13 protein-coding genes and 1 CRISPR repeat array are annotated in these 16320 nt (G+C 65.3%); of the genes, 6 read left to right on the forward strand and 7 right to left on the reverse strand.

Annotation, left to right across the window (positions count from 1 at the left end):
- The first annotated feature begins 28 nt into the window (after window positions 1-28).
- A CRISPR array of direct repeats spans window positions 29-1125; the repeat unit is 32 nt; unit sequence GTCGCGCCCCACGCGGGCGCGTGGATTGAAAC.
- 92 nt (window positions 1126-1217) lie between these two features.
- Both P8014_RS06525 and P8014_RS06530 read right to left on the reverse strand, forming a co-directional pair.
- Window positions 1218-1841: a winged helix-turn-helix domain-containing protein gene (locus tag P8014_RS06525; RefSeq protein WP_337816504.1), complete on the reverse strand. Its 624-nt coding sequence runs from the start codon at window positions 1839-1841 to the stop codon at window positions 1218-1220.
- Entirely contained in the window at window positions 1838-2473 is a 636-nt protein-coding gene (locus P8014_RS06530) for a winged helix-turn-helix domain-containing protein (RefSeq protein ID WP_337816505.1), read from the reverse strand. The genes P8014_RS06525 and P8014_RS06530 overlap by 4 nt, the downstream gene beginning before the upstream one ends.
- A gap of 183 nt (window positions 2474-2656) precedes the next feature.
- Here P8014_RS06530 and P8014_RS06535 point away from each other — a divergent pair, with 183 nt between their 5' ends.
- The 6 genes from P8014_RS06535 (at window position 2657) to P8014_RS06560 (ending at window position 11641) form a co-directional block, all read left to right on the forward strand.
- The gene (locus P8014_RS06535) at window positions 2657-3676 is read left to right on the forward strand and encodes an extracellular solute-binding protein (protein WP_337816506.1); all 1020 of its coding nucleotides are present in this window, start codon (window positions 2657-2659) and stop codon (window positions 3674-3676) included.
- A gap of 5 nt (window positions 3677-3681) precedes the next feature.
- Window positions 3682-5424 (forward strand): ABC transporter permease subunit, encoded by a 1743-nt coding sequence (locus P8014_RS06540; RefSeq protein ID WP_337816507.1) that lies wholly within the window; start codon window positions 3682-3684, stop codon window positions 5422-5424.
- Window positions 5421-6476, forward strand: a complete 1056-nt coding sequence (locus P8014_RS06545; RefSeq protein ID WP_337816508.1) for an ABC transporter ATP-binding protein — start codon at window positions 5421-5423, stop codon at window positions 6474-6476. The genes P8014_RS06540 and P8014_RS06545 overlap by 4 nt, the downstream gene beginning before the upstream one ends.
- 21 nt (window positions 6477-6497) lie before the next feature.
- Entirely contained in the window at window positions 6498-7247 is a 750-nt protein-coding gene (locus tag P8014_RS06550) for a hypothetical protein (RefSeq protein WP_337816509.1), read from the forward strand.
- Window positions 7244-7435, forward strand: coding sequence for a hypothetical protein (locus tag P8014_RS06555; RefSeq protein ID WP_337816510.1), 192 nt, complete (start codon window positions 7244-7246; stop codon window positions 7433-7435). The genes P8014_RS06550 and P8014_RS06555 overlap by 4 nt, the downstream gene beginning before the upstream one ends.
- Window positions 7436-7678: 243 nt before the next feature.
- Window positions 7679-11641, forward strand: a complete 3963-nt coding sequence (locus P8014_RS06560) for an EAL domain-containing protein (protein WP_337816511.1) — start codon at window positions 7679-7681, stop codon at window positions 11639-11641.
- Window positions 11642-11710: 69 nt separating this feature from the next.
- On the opposite strand, the gene P8014_RS06565 is transcribed toward P8014_RS06560, so the two are convergent.
- From P8014_RS06565 to P8014_RS06585, 5 genes are all read right to left on the reverse strand, one after another.
- A complete protein-coding gene (locus P8014_RS06565; protein ID WP_337816512.1) occupies window positions 11711-12193 on the reverse strand; it encodes an asparaginase domain-containing protein in 483 nt (160 codons plus the stop codon).
- A gap of 398 nt (window positions 12194-12591) precedes the next feature.
- Window positions 12592-13269, reverse strand: coding sequence for a type 1 glutamine amidotransferase domain-containing protein (locus tag P8014_RS06570; protein WP_337816513.1), 678 nt, complete (start codon window positions 13267-13269; stop codon window positions 12592-12594).
- A gap of 85 nt (window positions 13270-13354) precedes the next feature.
- Window positions 13355-14383 (reverse strand): NADP-dependent oxidoreductase, encoded by a 1029-nt coding sequence (locus P8014_RS06575; RefSeq protein ID WP_337816514.1) that lies wholly within the window; start codon window positions 14381-14383, stop codon window positions 13355-13357.
- A gap of 25 nt (window positions 14384-14408) precedes the next feature.
- Window positions 14409-15563: an iron-containing alcohol dehydrogenase gene (locus P8014_RS06580; protein WP_337816515.1), complete on the reverse strand. Its 1155-nt coding sequence runs from the start codon at window positions 15561-15563 to the stop codon at window positions 14409-14411.
- 89 nt (window positions 15564-15652) lie between these two features.
- The gene (locus P8014_RS06585) at window positions 15653-16261 is read right to left on the reverse strand and encodes a TetR/AcrR family transcriptional regulator (RefSeq protein ID WP_337816516.1); all 609 of its coding nucleotides are present in this window, start codon (window positions 16259-16261) and stop codon (window positions 15653-15655) included.
- Window positions 16262-16320: the final 59 nt, after the last annotated feature.

Consider the following 16320-nt stretch of genomic DNA (forward strand, 5'->3'; position numbering starts at 1 on the left):
CCTGGCGGTCACGCGGTACTCGCTGCCGGTCGCGCCCCACGCGGGCGCGTGGATTGAAACGCCGAATTCGAAGCCAGCTTTATCGGCCACCTGGTCGCGCCCCACGCGGGCGCGTGGATTGAAACGCCACATGCGGCAGCGCTTCCGAACCCTTGGTAACGTCGCGCCCCACGCGGGCGCGTGGATTGAAACAACTTCCGTCGATGGAATCCTGACGTGGTGCGTGAGTCGCGCCCCACGCGGGCGCGTGGATTGAAACAATCGAAACTGGAGCTGGCGAAAGCGTTGAAAGTGTCGCGCCCCACGCGGGCGCGTGGATTGAAACTTCGAAGTCGCCGATGTGGTTGCCGTTTGGCAGGTGGTCGCGCCCCACGCGGGCGCGTGGATTGAAACACCACTTGGGTAATGCCGTTGGGCGATCTCAAATGGTCGCGCCCCACGCGGGCGCGTGGATTGAAACCTTAAACGACCTGCTGGTCCTGCATAACCACTTCGAGTCGCGCCCCACGCGGGCGCGTGGATTGAAACATCGGCGAGAGGTCTTCGTTGCCTGCATACGCCAGTCGCGCCCCACGCGGGCGCGTGGATTGAAACTAAGTCAGGATGCCTTCCATGTCGCGCTTCAGCTGTCGCGCCCCACGCGGGCGCGTGGATTGAAACCATAAGACAGGGAAATAATTCCCACCCCAGACAAGTCGCGCCCCACGCGGGCGCGTGGATTGAAACATCTCGTTCCTTAACCGAGAGGCCGCTTTCGCGGGTCGCGCCCCACGCGGGCGCGTGGATTGAAACTAAATACGCGCGGCGCTGTTTCGAAATTAAGGAAAGTCGAGCCCCACGCGGGCGCGTGGATTGAAACAGCAGCAGCTTCACGCAGGTAACGCAGGGGCTCGTCGCGCCCCACGCGGGCGCGTGGATTGAAACGGCGTGGTGTCTCCGCGTTGGGTCAAGATGCTCTGGTCGCGCCCCATGCGGGCGCGTGGATTGAAACGAGCACACAGCGTGTTGGGTTCCGGACGGGATAAAGGTCGCGCCCCACGCGGGCGCGTGGATTGAAACAGGCTGCAGGCGCGGCAGTACGAGATCGACGAGCGTCGCGCCCCACGCAGGCGCACAGATTGAAGTTACTGTTCCTGCGAGTGGCTTTTGGGGCGGCCTGGTCGCGCTTCGTTTTTATTTTCTTGGTGATCGCGTCGTTTTCGTAGGGACCGTCCGTCCTATGCCTGCAGCCGGTAGCCCAGTCCCCTGACCGTTTCTATACGCGGCGACGCCGTCCGCGCCAGGGCGTTGCGCAGGCGGCGGATCTGCGCGTCCAGGCGGTTGTCCTCGATCGGTTCGCCCCAACCGGCGTTCATCAGCGCCTCGCGCGAGGCCGAGTCCGGCGCGGCTTCGGCCAATCTGCGCAGCACGCGGTAGGCGTGTTCACCCAGGTCGAGGTGGCGTTCGTCCAGGTATACCGCGACTCGGCTGGGGCCCAGCCGCAGTTTTCCGACCTCCGTCCACGGCCCGGCCTCCGGGCCCAGGTCGGCCAGCGTGCTCAGGCGTGAAATGACCTCTTCGGGAGCGGTGTGCGTCGGCAGCAGATCGTCCGCGCCTTCCTCCAGCAGCTGCACCCGCAGTATCAATTCGGCATCGGTCAGCACCAACAGCGCCGCCATCGGACATTGTTCGCGCAGTTCGCGCACCTGCCGCGCCGCCGTTTCGGGCTCCGGGGTGAGCAGCACGATGGCTTCTTCCACCGCCGTGCGTATCTGCGGACGCACCTCGGCACCGAAGCGTTCGAGGCGGCGGGTCCACTCGGCATGAGCGGCGGCTGTGCCGCGCAGTAGGCATATTTTCATGACGATACCTGTTCGGGGGGCGTGAGGCGGTAGCCGACGCCGGGCAGGGTTTCGATGAAACGCGTGCCGAGCTGTCGGCGAAGCCTGCCGATATAGGTTGGGACCAGCGAGGCGCAGGCCTCGCCGTCGGGGTGGATCGAAGCGGCCAGGCGGGCTGTGGGCACGGCCTGCCAGGGGCGCCGGGCGAGCAGCGCGAGCATGCGCAGTTCTCTTGGCTGCAGGTCCAGGGGACATCCGGCGAGACTGGCGCGCCCGCGCCACACGTCGATGCCCAGGGACCCGGCACGGTATTGAGGGGGATAGCCGCGCATGCGGCGCAGCAGCGCGCGCAGGTGGGCGATGGTCTCCGCGGGTGGCGTGTCAGCGGCAAGTCGCAGGGCGGTCGGAGGCGAGGCTGCGTCGGCCGCATCGTTCAGGAGCAGGCATATGCGGGGCAGGGTGGAGACATCGGCGAGGGTGTGCGCGGTGCCCGGATCGGCGATCAGGGCCTGGCAGGGCAGCGTGTTGCAGTGGGAACGCAGCAGGGAGGGGCGGCGCAGATAGTGCACCGTGAAGCCCTCCGTGCGCAGGCGCCGGCCGAGTTCGCCTTCTCCGCGGCGCATGCGTAGATACAGCACCGCATGCGCTGTCACAGAACGTTCAACTGTCTCTAGATATCTGTTTTTCAGGGAATTCATGGGGTTTTTCAAGCTTGCGTCAGGTTTGCGTCAGGTGATGGCCGGGGTGCGGGACTAGCATCGCTTCGTGCTGAAGTTTGGGGCCGGATTATGACGAGCCGGTTACACCTGTCCGTTTGTTAAGGAGAAATCCCGAAGATGCGTACGTCCGCGATTGCAAAGACATTTCTTGCCGCTTCCGCGCTGTGCTTGGGGCTGTCCGCCGCCGCTCATGCCGCCCAGCCGCTGGTGATCTACTCCGCGATCGGCTACGACGCCGACATGGCGAAGGCTTTCCAGAAGGCCACCGGCATCCCGGTGAAGATGGTCGATATGAGCACCGGTCCGCTGCTGGCGCGCGTGCAGGCCGAGAAGCAGAATCCTCAGTGGGACATCGTCTGGTTCGACGGTGCGGAAGGTATGCGCAACCTGGCTTTGCAGGGCCTGCTTGCTTCTTATGCGCCCAAAGTCGACTGGAACAGCATCGGCCGTAAGATTCAGCCTTCCGATCACGCCTACGTGGCGAGTGCCGCCTCGCTGGCCGGCGTCATCGTGGTGAACAAGAACAAGCTGCCCGAGGCCGACTGGCCGCACAGCTGGGGTGACCTGACCAATCCCAGGTATCGCGGCATGATCGGCATGAACAACCCGGCGGTATCGGGGCCGACCTATCCCTTCGTCGTGGGCCAGATGCTGTGGCGCGGCAGCGAAGAGGCAGGCAAGACCTGGTACATGGGACTCAAGGCCAATGGTCTGAAGACCTTCCGTACCAACGGCGTGACGCTGCGCGCGCTGGATCATGGCGTGATCGACGTGGCCATGGTGCAGAACAGCGCCGGCATCGGCCGCATGCTCAAGGGCATGCCGTTCAAGGTGATCTATCCGAATCCGGTGACCTTGCTACCGCGCACCATCGGCATCAGCTCGCATGCCTCGCCCGAGGTTCGCGCAGAGGCCGAGAAGTTCGTGAACTTCCTGCTCTCCAAGCGCGGCCAGGCGGTGGCGCAGAAGGGTGATCCGACCGGCGATTCGCTCTACTACCCCGTTGTCGCCGGCACTTCGCCGCTGCAGGGGATTCCGTCGCTGGCTGGCGTGACCGTGCAGACCGCCGACCCGACCGTGTGGGGTCCGCGTGAGGGCGACATCGACCGCTGGTTCACCAACCACATTGTGCACTGAGTCGCATGGCGGCCGCTTCGGAAACGTTGCGCCTGAAAACGCCGGTCTCCGGGATGGTCTTCCGGGGCCTGGCTTCTTTCAGGTTCGGCGCCACGTGGACTCTGCCGGCGGTGGCGGTGGTGTTGCTGGTCGTCTATCCGCTGCTGAGCTTTCTCGCCCTGGCGGTGTGGCCCGGACTCTTCGGCCAGGGCAGCGGCGGTTTCAGTCTTCAGCCTTTTGCCGAAGCGCTCAACGGCTACAACATCGAGGCGCTGTTCAACTCGCTCTGGATAAGTCTCGGCGCCGGCGTGATCGGCACGGCCACGGGCGCCTGGTTGGCCTGGGTGACGGCGCGTACGCGCCTGCCCGGCGCGCGGCTGATCGAACTCGGCATCTGGCTGGTGTTGCTGCTGCCGTCCTATTTCATGGCCATCGGCTGGCAGACGCTGCTCGCCCCCGGTGGACTGCTGAATCTGCCCTGGTTGGCCTCGATCGTGTTGGGCCCGATAGGGGTGATGTTCGTGCTCGGCCTCAAGTTCATGCCGTTCGCCTATCTCACCCTGGTCAGTTCCTGGAAGGGGCTGCCGGAGGAAATCGACGAGGCGGGGCGCGTGCACGGGCTTGGTGGGCTGACCCGGATCCGTCTGGCGCTGCGACTGATCGCGCCCGGTCTGGCCGCCGCCTTCGCCATTGTCTATGCCGAGGCGTTGAGCGATTTCGGCGTTGCCGCGACGCTGGCCGCGGGGGTGAACTTTCCGCTCGCCACCTACGCCATCTACTCGGCGATCAGTAGCCAGCCGCTGGACTTCCCGCTTGCTGCCGCGGCCAGCTGGCTGCTGATCGTGCTGGTGCTGCCCGCAGTGTGGCTGCAGGCCCGCATCAATCGGCATGCCGGCCGCTACAGCGTGTTGACCGGCCGCGCCCGACCGCCGCGCCCGCGCCGACTGCGTCCGGCGCATACGCTGCTTCATCTGGGCGGCGCCGTGATATTCCTGCTGCTTGCTCTGGGAGTGCCCCTCATCGCGGCCGCGGGGCTCTCGCTGGTGAAGGATCCGAACCTCGGCTTTGCGCCGGGCAATCTGACCTTGGAATACTACGCCAGGGTGTTTCAGGCCTCTTCCGTATTCGGCGCGCTGCTGTATTCGGCGCGCATGGCCGTGCTCTCCGGTCTGGCAGCGGTGGTTCTGGGGCTGGCGCTGACCGTGCTGCTGTTGCATCGCGGTGGATTGGCGCGGCTGCTGGACTGGGCCCTGCTGACCATCATGGCACTGCCCGGACTCATTCTCGCCGCCGGCTACATCTTCGCCTACAACCAGCCGTGGCTGCCGCTCTACGGCGGTTCGCCGCTGCTGGGCATGGCCTATCTGACCGGTGCGCTGCCTGCGGCCTCGCGCATGCTGCTTGGGCCGGTCGGCCAGCAGCATCGCAGCCTGCACGAGGCCGCGCAGGTGCACGGCCTGACGCGCTGGCGGCAATGGCTGCGCGTACGGCTACCGTTGCTGGCCACGCCGCTGCTGTTCGCCTGGTTGCTGACGTCCAGCCACATCGTGTTCGAACTGCCGGCCTCCGAGCTGCTGTACCCGCCGGGTTCCCCACCGCTTGCGGTGGCGCTGATCGCCTATCTGCATGGATATCAGTACGCCACGGAGGCGGCGCTGCAGATCGTTTCGGTGCTGATCGTCGGCGGCGCGGTGCTGTTGATCCGGTGGCTGTTCGCGCGGCTGGTGCCGGCCGCGTGGCGGCGTGAAACCTTGAGGAGGCCGGCATGAACGATGCCGTACTGACGATAGCCGGCGCCTTCAAGCGCTACGGAGAGACGCAGGCGGTGGCCGGCGTCGACCTGAGCCTCACGAGCGGCGAGATCCTGTGCCTGCTCGGGCCGTCGGGTTCGGGCAAGACCAGTCTGCTGCGCTTGGTGGCCGGGCTCGAGCACCTCGATGCCGGCGAGCTTAGGATCGGCGGCGAAATCGTGGACGACGCCAGGGGCGCGCCGCGCCCGCCGGAGCGCCGCGGCCTGGGCATGGTGTTCCAGGACTACGCGCTGTGGCCGCATCTCAGCGTGCTGGACAACGTTGGCCTGCCGCTGCGCGAGCGTGGCCGCAGCGATTGGCGCAAGGCCGCGCGGGTCGCCCTGGAGCAGGTCGGCCTGGGCACTCTGGAGCGGCGTCACCCCTATGAGCTTTCCGGGGGGCAGCAGCAGCGTGTAGCTCTTGCGAGAGCCATCGCCGCGCGCCCGCGGCTGCTGTTGTTCGACGAGCCGCTGTCCAACCTCGATGCCAAGCTGCGCGACGAGCTGCGCGAGGTGATCGCGCATACCGTGCGCGAGGCCGGGATCGCTGCGCTCTACATCACGCACGACCAGTCCGAGGCCTTCTTTCTGGCCGACCGACTGGGCGTCATGCGCGACGGCAAGCTGCTGCAGCTCGACCAACCCGAGACCGTGTACCAACGTCCGGTCTCGCCGTTCGTGGCTCACTTCACCGGCGCTGCCGGGCCGTTCGCGGTCGAACCGCTGGAGAACGCGCTGTCCTGGGCCGGCATCGTCGCGCCGTGCCCGCCCGACGCCGCGTTGAACGGCGGCGGCCCGGCCGCGCTCTATCTGCGCCCGCAATGGCTGAGTCCGGCCGAGCCCGGAGCCGGAGCCGTTCCTGGCGTCGTGCGGGTCAGCGGCTATGCCGGCGATGGCTGGTCGGCGCTGGTCGACCTGCCCAACGGCAGCATCCACCTGCGCCTGCCGCAACGCGTGGCGGCAGGCGAGCGCCTGCACCTGCGCGTCGACTGGGACAAGGCGCTGCTCTATCCACGCGATCACAAGCGCTGATACGACAAGAAGAGGAAACAGATGAGTCTTACGCCGCATGACTGGGCCGTGTTCACGGCCGCCTTCCTGACCTCGACCGTGGAATGGGTCGAGGCCTATACCATCGTGCTGGCGGTGGCCGTTACCGTCGGCTGGCGCAGCGCCGGAAGCGCCACGATCGCCGGCCTAGCCACCGTGACGGCGCTGATCGCGATGACCGGCGGTGCCCTGAGCCTGGGGCTGGACATCCACTGGCTGCGTCTGGTGATCGGCATCCTGCTGCTGTTGTTCGGCCTGCGCTGGCTGGCCAAGGCGGTGGCGCGCAGCGCCGGGCTGATCGCCCTGCACGACGAGGCTGCGGCCTATGCCAAGACGCGCGAGTCGCTGTCGCGCGCCGATCGTCGTGCCGCCTGGCTGGTGGCCTACAAGGGCGTGTTGCTCGAGGGGCTGGAAGTGTGGTTGATCGTGGTGGCGCTGGGCTACCGCCAGGGCGAGTTCGGACCGGTGAGCATGGCTGCACTGCTGGGACTGGTTGCGGTGGTGCTCCTAGGCATCGCTCTGCGCGCGCCGCTGACGCGCGTGCCCGAGAATGCGATCAAGTTCGCCGTCGGCTCCGCACTGCTGGCCTTCGGCACGTTCTGGACTGCGGAGGGCCTGGGTGGCGAGGCGGCATGGCCGCTGTCCGACTGGTCCATCCTGCTGCTGTTCGCGCTGTTTGCCGGCAGCGGATTGTTGGCGGTGCAATGGCATCGCGGCCGCGCTTTGCGCCTGCGCGCCGGAGGTGAGGCATGAGTTCGTTCTTCAAGGCACTGGTGAAGTCTTTGTTCGGTGACGCGGCCAACAGCGCGGCGGTGGCGGTGGGCGTGCTGCTGGCCCTGCTGCTGGTAACCGCAGGCGATGCGGCTGCCGCCGGCTGGGGCCTGGCCGCCGTGCTGCTGGCGGCGATGGTCTGGCTGGCGGGCCGCTACGGCCGGCGATGACAGTTCCATGCGCGGATCTGCCGTTCGTGCCGGGCCGGGGGGCGAATAGAACCGGATAGAGTGGGTCTGCCCGAAAACACGCGCATCGAGTAAGCCTATTCGCCGTCGCGCACGTATACTTGCTATCCGGATCATCCGTTTCGGTCCTCCCGCTGTTGCGCGAGGTTGCCGAAGCGGATGCATCGACTGCTATTTCTAATGAAAACATGCGGTTTGGGTGGCATGGAAAATGAAACGACGGCCGTGCCGCGACCAGCGGAATCGGGGGATGCCGCGGACGGTGGGCAACGGCTTGCGGAGCTACAGGCGGAGCTGTTCGAAATCGCACTGAGTGGGGCCTCGAACGAAGCCAGAACCGACGCCATGTGCCGTATTGTCGAGGCGGCGCTGCCGCAGACGATCGCCGCCGTGGCGTTGCCGGATGCGCAGGGGCGTTTGCGTCTGTCTGCGCCGTCAGGGGTGGCGGACGCCGATACCGAGGGAACGTTTCCGCTCGAGCCCCTGTTTGCGGCCGATGCCTGTAACGATGCGCGCTGTCTGGAACTGCGGCCGCTGTTCGAGCGTCTTGGCATCGCGGCGTGCTGGCTGCTTCCGCTTGCCGTTCGCGGCGAGCGCACGCCCGGGTTCTTTCTGCTGGCGAGCTTCACGCCGCGAGCGTCGACGGAATTCGATCGATCTTTGCAGCGCTGCCTGGCAGCAGCCCTGGTGCTGGTGCTGGATGAACGCAGCGACAGCGACTGTAGCCGTCTACGGAGCGTCGTGCTCGACTCGATCGATGTCGGCATGATGGTGCTCGCCACGGACGGATGCGTGCTGTACGCGAATAGGGCATTCGGTTCGCTACTGGGGCGGGACAGTAAATCCCTGCAGGGCGGGCTTTACCTCTTGTTGCGCGATGGCGGTGCGACGGACGCCGATCTCGAGTGCCTGCGCGAGGCTCATGCACGTGGTGTGTCGACAGAGCGCGAACTGTACCTGCATCGAGCGGATGGGCTCATGTTCTGGGCTTGTCTGACTTTGCGTCCCGTGGACGGAATCGACCCGGGCGAACGCTGTTGGCTCGTGGTATTGGACGACATCGATGCGCGCAAGAGTGCAGAAGAGAGTCTGCTGCGTCAAAAGCGCCTTTATCGGGCGCTTATCAAGGGTGGGAACCTATTGCTGCGTTCCGGCAGCGATGATGAGCTGTTGCGCAAGACCTGTCGCAATCTGATCCGGGGTACGCCTTTCCACGCGGTCTGGATCGTGCGGCCGGATACGCAAGGGTACTTTTCCGTGTTGGCCAGTGCAGGGCGGGGCGCACGCTCGCTCCAGTCGCTGCGTGTCAATGTGCAGGACGTCGCGCTCAGTAGCCGCGCGTTTCGCACTGGTCAGCGCAAGTACACCAACGACAGTCTGAAGTCCGCGCAAGGCGCGGCGTGGATCGGTTTCTTCGAACGCAATCGCTGGCATTCGGTGCTGGCGATGTCGCTGCTGCGCCAGGGCAGGGTCTGGGCGGTGCTCGGTATGGCGGCGCCTCAGCGCGGGGTGTTCGATCAGGAGACCCGCGATCTGTGCCAGCAAATTGCAGAGCTGTTGGGCCGCAGGATGGACGAACTGGATCTGAAACAGCGTTTGTCCACTTTGCGGGAACTGGAGGCCGAGCGCGCACGTCTGGATGTGCTCACGGGACTGCCCAACCGCTATGCGCTGGAGCAGCACCTGCCGCGCGCCATTGCCCGCGCGCGCCGACACGGTACCGAGTTCGCCGTGGGCGTGATGGATCTTGATGATTTCAAGCCGGTCAACGACCGCTGGGGGCATCCGCTCGGTGACGAGTTGCTCAAACAGCTTGCCGGGCGCCTGCGCGGCGTGTTGCGCGAGAGCGATTTCCTGGCGCGTCTCGGTGGCGATGAATTTGTGCTCGTGTTCGAGGACCTGGACGAACTGCAGGTCATCGTTCAATTGCGGGGCGTGCTCGATCGTCTGCATACCGTGGTGGAGACGCCGTTCGAATTGGGCGGGGGGCGGCAGGCCATGATCGATATGAGCATGGGTCTGGCACTGTTTCCGCTGGATGCCGATGAACCTGACGGCCTGATCCGCTTCGCGGACGCGGCTATGTATCAGGCCAAGCAGCGCAAGGGCGCCCGGCGGCATTGGTGGCGCCTGGGTACGACCGAGGCGCGTCTGCCGGAGGTCGAACCTCCTATCGCCCCGTATGGCGAGGTTGCTGACGAATTGTTGGTCGGGCACCAGTCGCTGTTTGCCGAAATCGCCGGGACGTTCGTCAAGGATTTCTATGCCGGGCTGGATTACGACCCGGCTTCCAGGGTGATCCTTTCCATGCTTGCGCCCGCCGAGCTTCAGCAGCTCAAGAGCAAGCAGATTGAGTATATGAAGTTCCTCATGCGCCCGGGTCAGAGCTTGGAGACCCAGCGCGAGCGAGCCTGGTCCATCGGCAAGGTTCACGCCCTGGCCGGTGTCGATAATGTCGTCCTGATCGCCTCGTACGACCTGTACAAACGTTTGCTGAGCGAGCATCTGAACAGGGCGCCGCTGCGCCCGAGCGAACGGTATCGCCTGCTGCTGATCGCGGGCGAGCGGCTGCAGGACGCGCTGCAAGGAGAGCTGAAGGCGCTGGAGGCGGTCGACACAGAGCTGTTGAGCGTGCTTGCTGCGCCGTTGTCGAAATCCGGCACGCGTTGGCCCGATGCGGTCGAGTCGGAGCTGAGCAAGCTGGGTGCGCTGCTGGGTATCCGTGCAGTGGTGCTGATGCGCCCGGATGCGGAGGGCGTGTTCACGATAGAAGCGCATGCCGGTCGCGAGGGAGAACGCGTCGCCGGCCTGCTGCACACTCCTGAGTTGCAGCTGTTGACCGACGCCTCCGATCCACGCGGCCGCGGGCTCAGCGCGCGAACCTGGCGCATGCTTGAGATACAGCGCGTCTCCGCATTTCTCACCGATCCGCGGCAGCGGTTATGGTGCAAGTACGCGGACGAGCTGGGAATTCGTTCGGCGATGGCCGTGCCGGTGCGTAACGAACGCGGCCATGGCGTGCTCGTGTTGACCTTGTACGGGGCCTATCCGCACCAGTTCGATCGGCCGGTGATGCGCCAGTGGGCGGGGAATCTGCAGCAGCGCTGGGAGTGGCTGTTGCACCAGGTCCGCCGTCCGGTTCCCGTGGTGTCGGGTGATCAGGCCGCACACTGGCGGGTACGGCTCTTCTCGGGCGGTTTCGATCTGCGTGTTCAGCCTATCGTCGACTTGAACAGCGGCCGTGTGAACAAGGCCGAGGCACTGGCCCGGCTCGTGCTCGAAGACGGCCGGGAAATTCCGCCGGACCGGTTTCTGCCGCTGCTTGGCGATGCGGAGCTGTACCGTCTGTTTCGCATGGGGCTGGAACGTGTGCTGGACTGGTTTCAGCAGTGGGAGGCGGACGGCGTCACCGTGTCCGTCAGCCTCAACCTGCCGCCGAATATCCTGGTGGAACCGGACATTGCCGCCAGCATCGCTCAGGCGCTGCGCCGGCGCGGGCTCGAGCCGCAGCGCCTGATTCTTGAACTGCTGGAAACGGAGATCCTGGACCAGACCGAGCAGGAGCAGGCCCTCGAACGGCTTAAGGCGATCGGAGTGCGCCTGGCAATGGATGACCTCGGAGCCGGTTATTCCAGTCTGTTGCGGCTTATCAAACAGCCGCTGGACACCTTGAAAATCGACCAGAATCTGGTCAGTCGGTTGCTCCTGGACCCGTTGCCGACCTTGACGCTGCTATGGACGCTCATTCGCCTGAGTGAGGACCTGAAACGCGAGCTGGTCGTGGAGGGCCTGAGCAGCATGGAACTGGTGGAAGTGATGAGGTGTCTGGGCGTTCCGCAGGGGCAGGGTTTTGCCTTGGCCCGGCCTATGCCTGCGGCGGCTTTTCCGTGCTGGCTGGAAGGATTCACCCTGCCTCCTTCCACGTACGCGGTGAGTTCCTACATCGGGGCGCTCGCCTATCATTGGCGGTGGCTGCATGCGCCTAAGGAGCCGGTCCCGGCGGATGCCTGTCCCGTGGCGGCTTTCCTGCTCGAGCGCGGGCACGCGGGCGACGTAGCGATGAGCTGGCATGCGCACATCCATGCCGGTGAGAACGTCGAGTTGAATGCCGGCAGATTCAATGTCTGGTTGGCAGAGCGGGTGACCGAACAGGCCATTCAGCACAGGCCTGCCGGTCATCCGCTGTGACCCCGGCCCGATCCGCCGCGTTCGCTGCGCTTTGCAGCGGATGTTGTTGGCGGCCTTTATTCAGCGTGCTCAAGAGGTTTCGAAACGCCCGGCAGCGCGATTCTTCCTGACCGTTCCGGCGGCGAAGATCTGCCCGCTCATGGCGACGTAGATGCCGTCGGGCAAAGCCTGCAGCGCGCCGAGCGCGAAGCCCACGTTGAAGGTGGCGTCGTTGACGCGAAAGCGCGCCGGCTGCAGGGCGCCGGTGAAGACCACGACCTTGCCGCTTATGCCGAGCAGGTGCTCGGCGGTGTGGGTCATGGTGTCGGTGCCGTGGGTGATAAGGATATGTCGATGCGGGCAGGCTTCCACCCGGCTGCGGATCAGCGTGCGGTCGGCGTCGTCCAGTTCCAGGCTGTCCTTGCGCAGCAGTTCCTCGACGGTGTGTTCGAAGGTCACGCCGGCTTCGTCGAGAATGTGATTGATCGCGGGATCGCCGATGCGGTATTCGGAAAGCGCGTCATGGTAGATCTTGTCGAGGGTGCCGCCGGTGGTGATGACGTGGATATGCATGGCGTGGGCTGCTGTGTGTTGGTTGTTGCGGGGTAGGAGTGGGGGGAGCAGTTTAGCAATATCGGTGACTGCTGCCTCAGCGGAGTAGGAATTCAAGACATGTTTTCTGTAGATCGTTGGGTTTTGTTTCGTGCGCGATTTACGGATTGCAGTTTCGATCAATCGCGGCGATGCCGCCCCCCAGGGTCGCTCGATCCAAGATGCGATTCGTAGGTTGGGGTAAGCGCAGCGCACCCCAACATCACCCACGCCCACCGCGTCGGGATGCGCTGAACAAAGGTACTCGGGCGTAACGCGTCCCATGCGCACAAAGAATGTGCGGTGGCTCGAGTACCCCCGCCACCGCATCATCAACGCCCAATCGGATGCGCTTCATCGCAGACCGACAGGAGCTACCCTCAGCCGAGCTGATCGAGCAGGGCGCGGGCGGCGGCTTCGGACGAGGCCGGATTCTGTCCGGTGATCAACAGGCCGTCCTGCACCACGTGCGACTGCCAGTCGGCCGCCTTGGAATAGTGCCCGCCGTTGCTCTCGAGCATGTCCTCGACCAGGAACGGGACCACCTGGGTCAGGCCGACCGCTTCCTCTTCGCTGTTGCTGAAACCCGTGACGGTCCTGCCGTTGACCAGCGGCTTGCCGTCCGCGTCCTTGACGTGGCGCAGCGCTGCCGGGGCGTGACACACCGCCGCGACCGGTTTGTCCGCCCGGACGGCGCTTTCGATCAGTGCGATAGAGGCCGCATCCTCGGCGAGGTCCCACAGCGGTCCGTGGCCGCCGGGGTAGAACACCGCGTCGTAGTCGGCGATGGATGCCTCGGCGAGCTTGCGGGTGGCGGCCAGCGCGGCAGTGGCCGTCGCGTCCGCTTCGAAGCGACGCGTGGCGTCGGTCTGGAAGGCGGGTTCGTTGCTCTTGGGGTCGAGCGGCGGCTGGCCGCCCTTGGGCGAGGCCAGGGTCAGCTCGGCTCCGGCATCGACGAAGGCGTAGTAGGGCGCGGCCAGTTCTTCGAGCCAGAAGCCGGTCTTTTCCCCGCTGTCGCCTAGGGTGTCGTGCGAAGTGAGGACGACGAGAATTTTCATGGTTTGATCCTTTGCGGTGGCATCGATTGGAGGGCGGGCGCGCCTCGGCGCGCCGTGCCCGTGATGTGAGCGGTTGCGGCGGCGTTCAGGCTTCGCCGACGCGCACCACGACTTTGCCGAAATTCCTGCCCGACAGCAGATCGATAAAGGCCTGCGGGGCCTGCTCGAGCCCGTCGGCGAACTGTTCGCGCAGCGTCACCTTGCCCTGCGCGACCCAGCCGGCCATGTCGTGCTGGAAAGCGCCGAAGCCGTCGGCGAAGTGATCCATGATGATGAAGCCCTGGACGCGGATGCGTCGGGTCAGAATCCGCATCATCAGTTGCGGCACGAGGTTGGGGCCGGGATACGGTTGGGTGTCGTTGTAATGGGCGATAAGACCGCACACGGGCACGCGGGCGCCGACGTTGAGCAGCGGTAGTACCGCTTCGAAAACCGCACCGCCGACGTTCTCGAAGTAGACGTCGACGCCTTGCGGCGTGGCGGCGGCCAGCTGTTCGGCGAAGTCCGGCGCGCGGTGGTCGATGCAGGCATCGAAACCGAGCGTTTCCATTGCGAAGCGGCACTTGTCGACGCCGCCGGCGACGCCGACCACGCGTGCGCCCTTGAGCTTGGCGATCTGTCCGACCACCGAGCCCACGGCGCCGGTGGCGGAGGCCACCACGACCGTTTCGCCAGCTTTAGGCTGCCCGATGTTGAGCAAGCCGTGGTAAGCCGTGAAGCCGGGCATGCCCAGTACGCTCAGGGCAAGCGAGGGCCGGTCCATGCCGTCGTCGAGCCGGGTCAGGCCTTCGCCGTCGGACAGCGCGTATTCCTGCCAGCCGCTGAAGCCCGCCACCAGATCGCCGGCTTTGTACGACGGATGCTGGGAGGTCTCCACGCGGCTCACGGTGCCGCCCACCATCACTTCGCCCAGCCCGACCGGCGGCGCGTAGGAGGGGCCGTCGTTCATGCGTCCGCGCATGTAAGGGTCGAGCGATAGATAGATCGTGCGCAGCAGCATCTGGCCCTCCGCCGGCTGCGGCACTTCCTCCTGTTCGAGACGGAAATCCTCGGGCGTGGGTGCGCCGCTGGGGCGTGCGTTCAGCACGATGCGGCGATTGATCGTTTTACTCATGATCGGTTCCTCATGCGGTGCGTGGTCACAGGCTGGCTTCCAGAATGCGGCGGCTGACGTCGGGGGTGACGTCCTTGCCTTCGCCGAGTCGCGTCATGCCGTGCGCCTCGAGTTGGGCGATCAGCGCGTCGATGGCGTCGGCGCCGATATCGTAGTCGTGCAGTCGGGTGCGGATGTCCAGGCTCTCGAAGAAGCTGCGGGTGCGTTCGATGGCCGCGTCGATGCGCTGCTCTTCGCTGCCGTCGGTGATGTGCCAGACGCGTTCGGCGTATTGCAGCAGTTTGCGCCGCTTGCTCTCGCGGCGGATCTGCAGGTTGGCGGGCAGTACCACCGCCAGCGTGCGTGCGTGGTCTATGCCGTAGCCGGCGGTCAGCTCGTGGCCGATCATATGGGTCGACCAGTCCTGCGGCACGCCGGCGCCGACGAGGCCGTTGAGCGCCAGGGTGGCGACCCACATCAGGTTGGCGCGCACGTCGTCATCGGGGTCGTTTAGCACCTTGGGGCCGATCTCGACCAGGGTCTGCAACAGGCCTTCGGCGAAGCGGTCCTGCACCCGACCCTCGACCGGATAGGTCAGATACTGTTCGACGACGTGCGTGAAGGCGTCGGCCACGCCGTTGGCGAGCTGGCGCGGCGGCAGTGTGAGGGTCTTGTCCGGGTCGAGGATGGAGAACTGCGGAAAGACATGCGGGCTCCTGAACGGCAGCTTGGACTGGGTGGACTTGCGCGTGACCACGCCGCCGTTGTTCATTTCGGAACCCGTGGCCGGCAGTGTCAGCACGCTGCCGAAGGGCAGGGCCTGCGTCACCTTCGCGCCGTATGTTTCGAGGATTTCCCAGGGCTCGCCCTGATACGCCACGGCGGCGGCGACGAATTTGGTGCCGTCGATTACCGAGCCGCCGCCCACCGCGAGCAGGAAGTCGAGTTTCTGCTCGCGGATGAGTTCGACCGCGCGCATCAGCGTTTCGTAAGTCGGATTGGCTTCGATACCGCCGAACTGCTGGATTTCGCGCGACCCCAGTGCGCCGAGGACTTCGTCGAGCGTGCCGTTCTTCTGTGCGCTGCCGCCGCCGTAGAGCACCAGCACCCGAGCATTGGCGGGAACCAGGGTGTCCAGGCGGGCGACGGTCTGCCTGCCGAAGACGATTTTGGTGGGATTGTGAAATTCGAAATCGAACATGATATTTCCTTTGAAATAGACCAGTCGTCTAGTTTGAGGGTGTATGAATGCCTCTCGCTTGCGGAGAACCAAGGCGATGCCGGCGGGTTTCAGGTCTGGGCGGTATCGAGGTGAAGCAGGTGCTGCGTGGCGGCCAACGCCGAAACCAGCGGCTCGCGGTCGCGGGTGATCTTGGCCAGCAGGCTGGCGCCCAGCCACAGTTGATAGAGCGTTTCGGCAGTCTGCCGGGGATCGCCGTCCATGGTAAGCGAGCCGTCCTGCAGGCCGTGGCCGATACAGGCCGCCAGGCGTTCGACGATCGTTTGGGTACCCTGCTGCAACACGGTACGCATGGCGTCGGACAGATCGGACACCTCGGCGCCGAGCTTCACGGCCAAGCATTTGCCTTCCGGATCGCAACTGGTCTGCGTCTGCAGCCAGTGCTTCCAGTAGTTCATCAGGCGTTCGGCGGCCGAGCCGTTCGGTGCGTCGAGGATGCCGTCGAGGTGTTCCATATAGACGGAGAAGTAGTGCTCGAGCAGGGCTCTGCCGAATGCTTCCTTGGACTCGAAGTAGTGATAGAACGAACCCTTGGGAACGTCGGCCGCTTTCAGGATTTCGTTCAGCCCGACCGCGGTGAAGCCGCGCTGGCTCATCAGAAGCTGTGCGGTTTCTAGGATGTGCAGCCTGACGTCTGTGGTTTGGCTCACGGCATTCATGCGATGCATCATAACAGAAATAGACCAGTCGTCTAGTGCCTGCGGTCTACATTCGGACC

Origin of the sequence: Acidihalobacter sp. (assembly GCF_037381185.1) — a bacterium.
In the GTDB taxonomy this organism is placed as follows: domain Bacteria; phylum Pseudomonadota; class Gammaproteobacteria; order DSM-5130; family Acidihalobacteraceae; genus Acidihalobacter_A.

Excerpts from the sequence above, each read along its gene's own strand:
- P8014_RS06535 (WP_337816506.1), top strand. The coding sequence starts at position 2,657 with ATGCGTACGTCCGCGATTGCAAAGACATTTCTTGCCGCTTCCGCGCTG.
- P8014_RS06580 (WP_337816515.1), bottom strand. The coding sequence starts at position 15,563 with ATGTTCGATTTCGAATTTCACAATCCCACCAAAATCGTCTTCGGCAGG.
- P8014_RS06550 (WP_337816509.1), top strand. The coding sequence starts at position 6,498 with ATGAGTCTTACGCCGCATGACTGGGCCGTGTTCACGGCCGCCTTCCTG.
- P8014_RS06555 (WP_337816510.1), top strand. The coding sequence starts at position 7,244 with ATGAGTTCGTTCTTCAAGGCACTGGTGAAGTCTTTGTTCGGTGACGCG.
- P8014_RS06545 (WP_337816508.1), top strand. The coding sequence starts at position 5,421 with ATGAACGATGCCGTACTGACGATAGCCGGCGCCTTCAAGCGCTACGGA.
- P8014_RS06585 (WP_337816516.1), bottom strand. The coding sequence starts at position 16,261 with ATGAATGCCGTGAGCCAAACCACAGACGTCAGGCTGCACATCCTAGAA.
- P8014_RS06570 (WP_337816513.1), bottom strand. The coding sequence starts at position 13,269 with ATGAAAATTCTCGTCGTCCTCACTTCGCACGACACCCTAGGCGACAGC.
- P8014_RS06540 (WP_337816507.1), top strand. The coding sequence starts at position 3,682 with ATGGCGGCCGCTTCGGAAACGTTGCGCCTGAAAACGCCGGTCTCCGGG.
- P8014_RS06565 (WP_337816512.1), bottom strand. The coding sequence starts at position 12,193 with ATGCATATCCACGTCATCACCACCGGCGGCACCCTCGACAAGATCTAC.
- P8014_RS06575 (WP_337816514.1), bottom strand. The coding sequence starts at position 14,383 with ATGAGTAAAACGATCAATCGCCGCATCGTGCTGAACGCACGCCCCAGC.
- P8014_RS06525 (WP_337816504.1), bottom strand. The coding sequence starts at position 1,841 with ATGAAAATATGCCTACTGCGCGGCACAGCCGCCGCTCATGCCGAGTGG.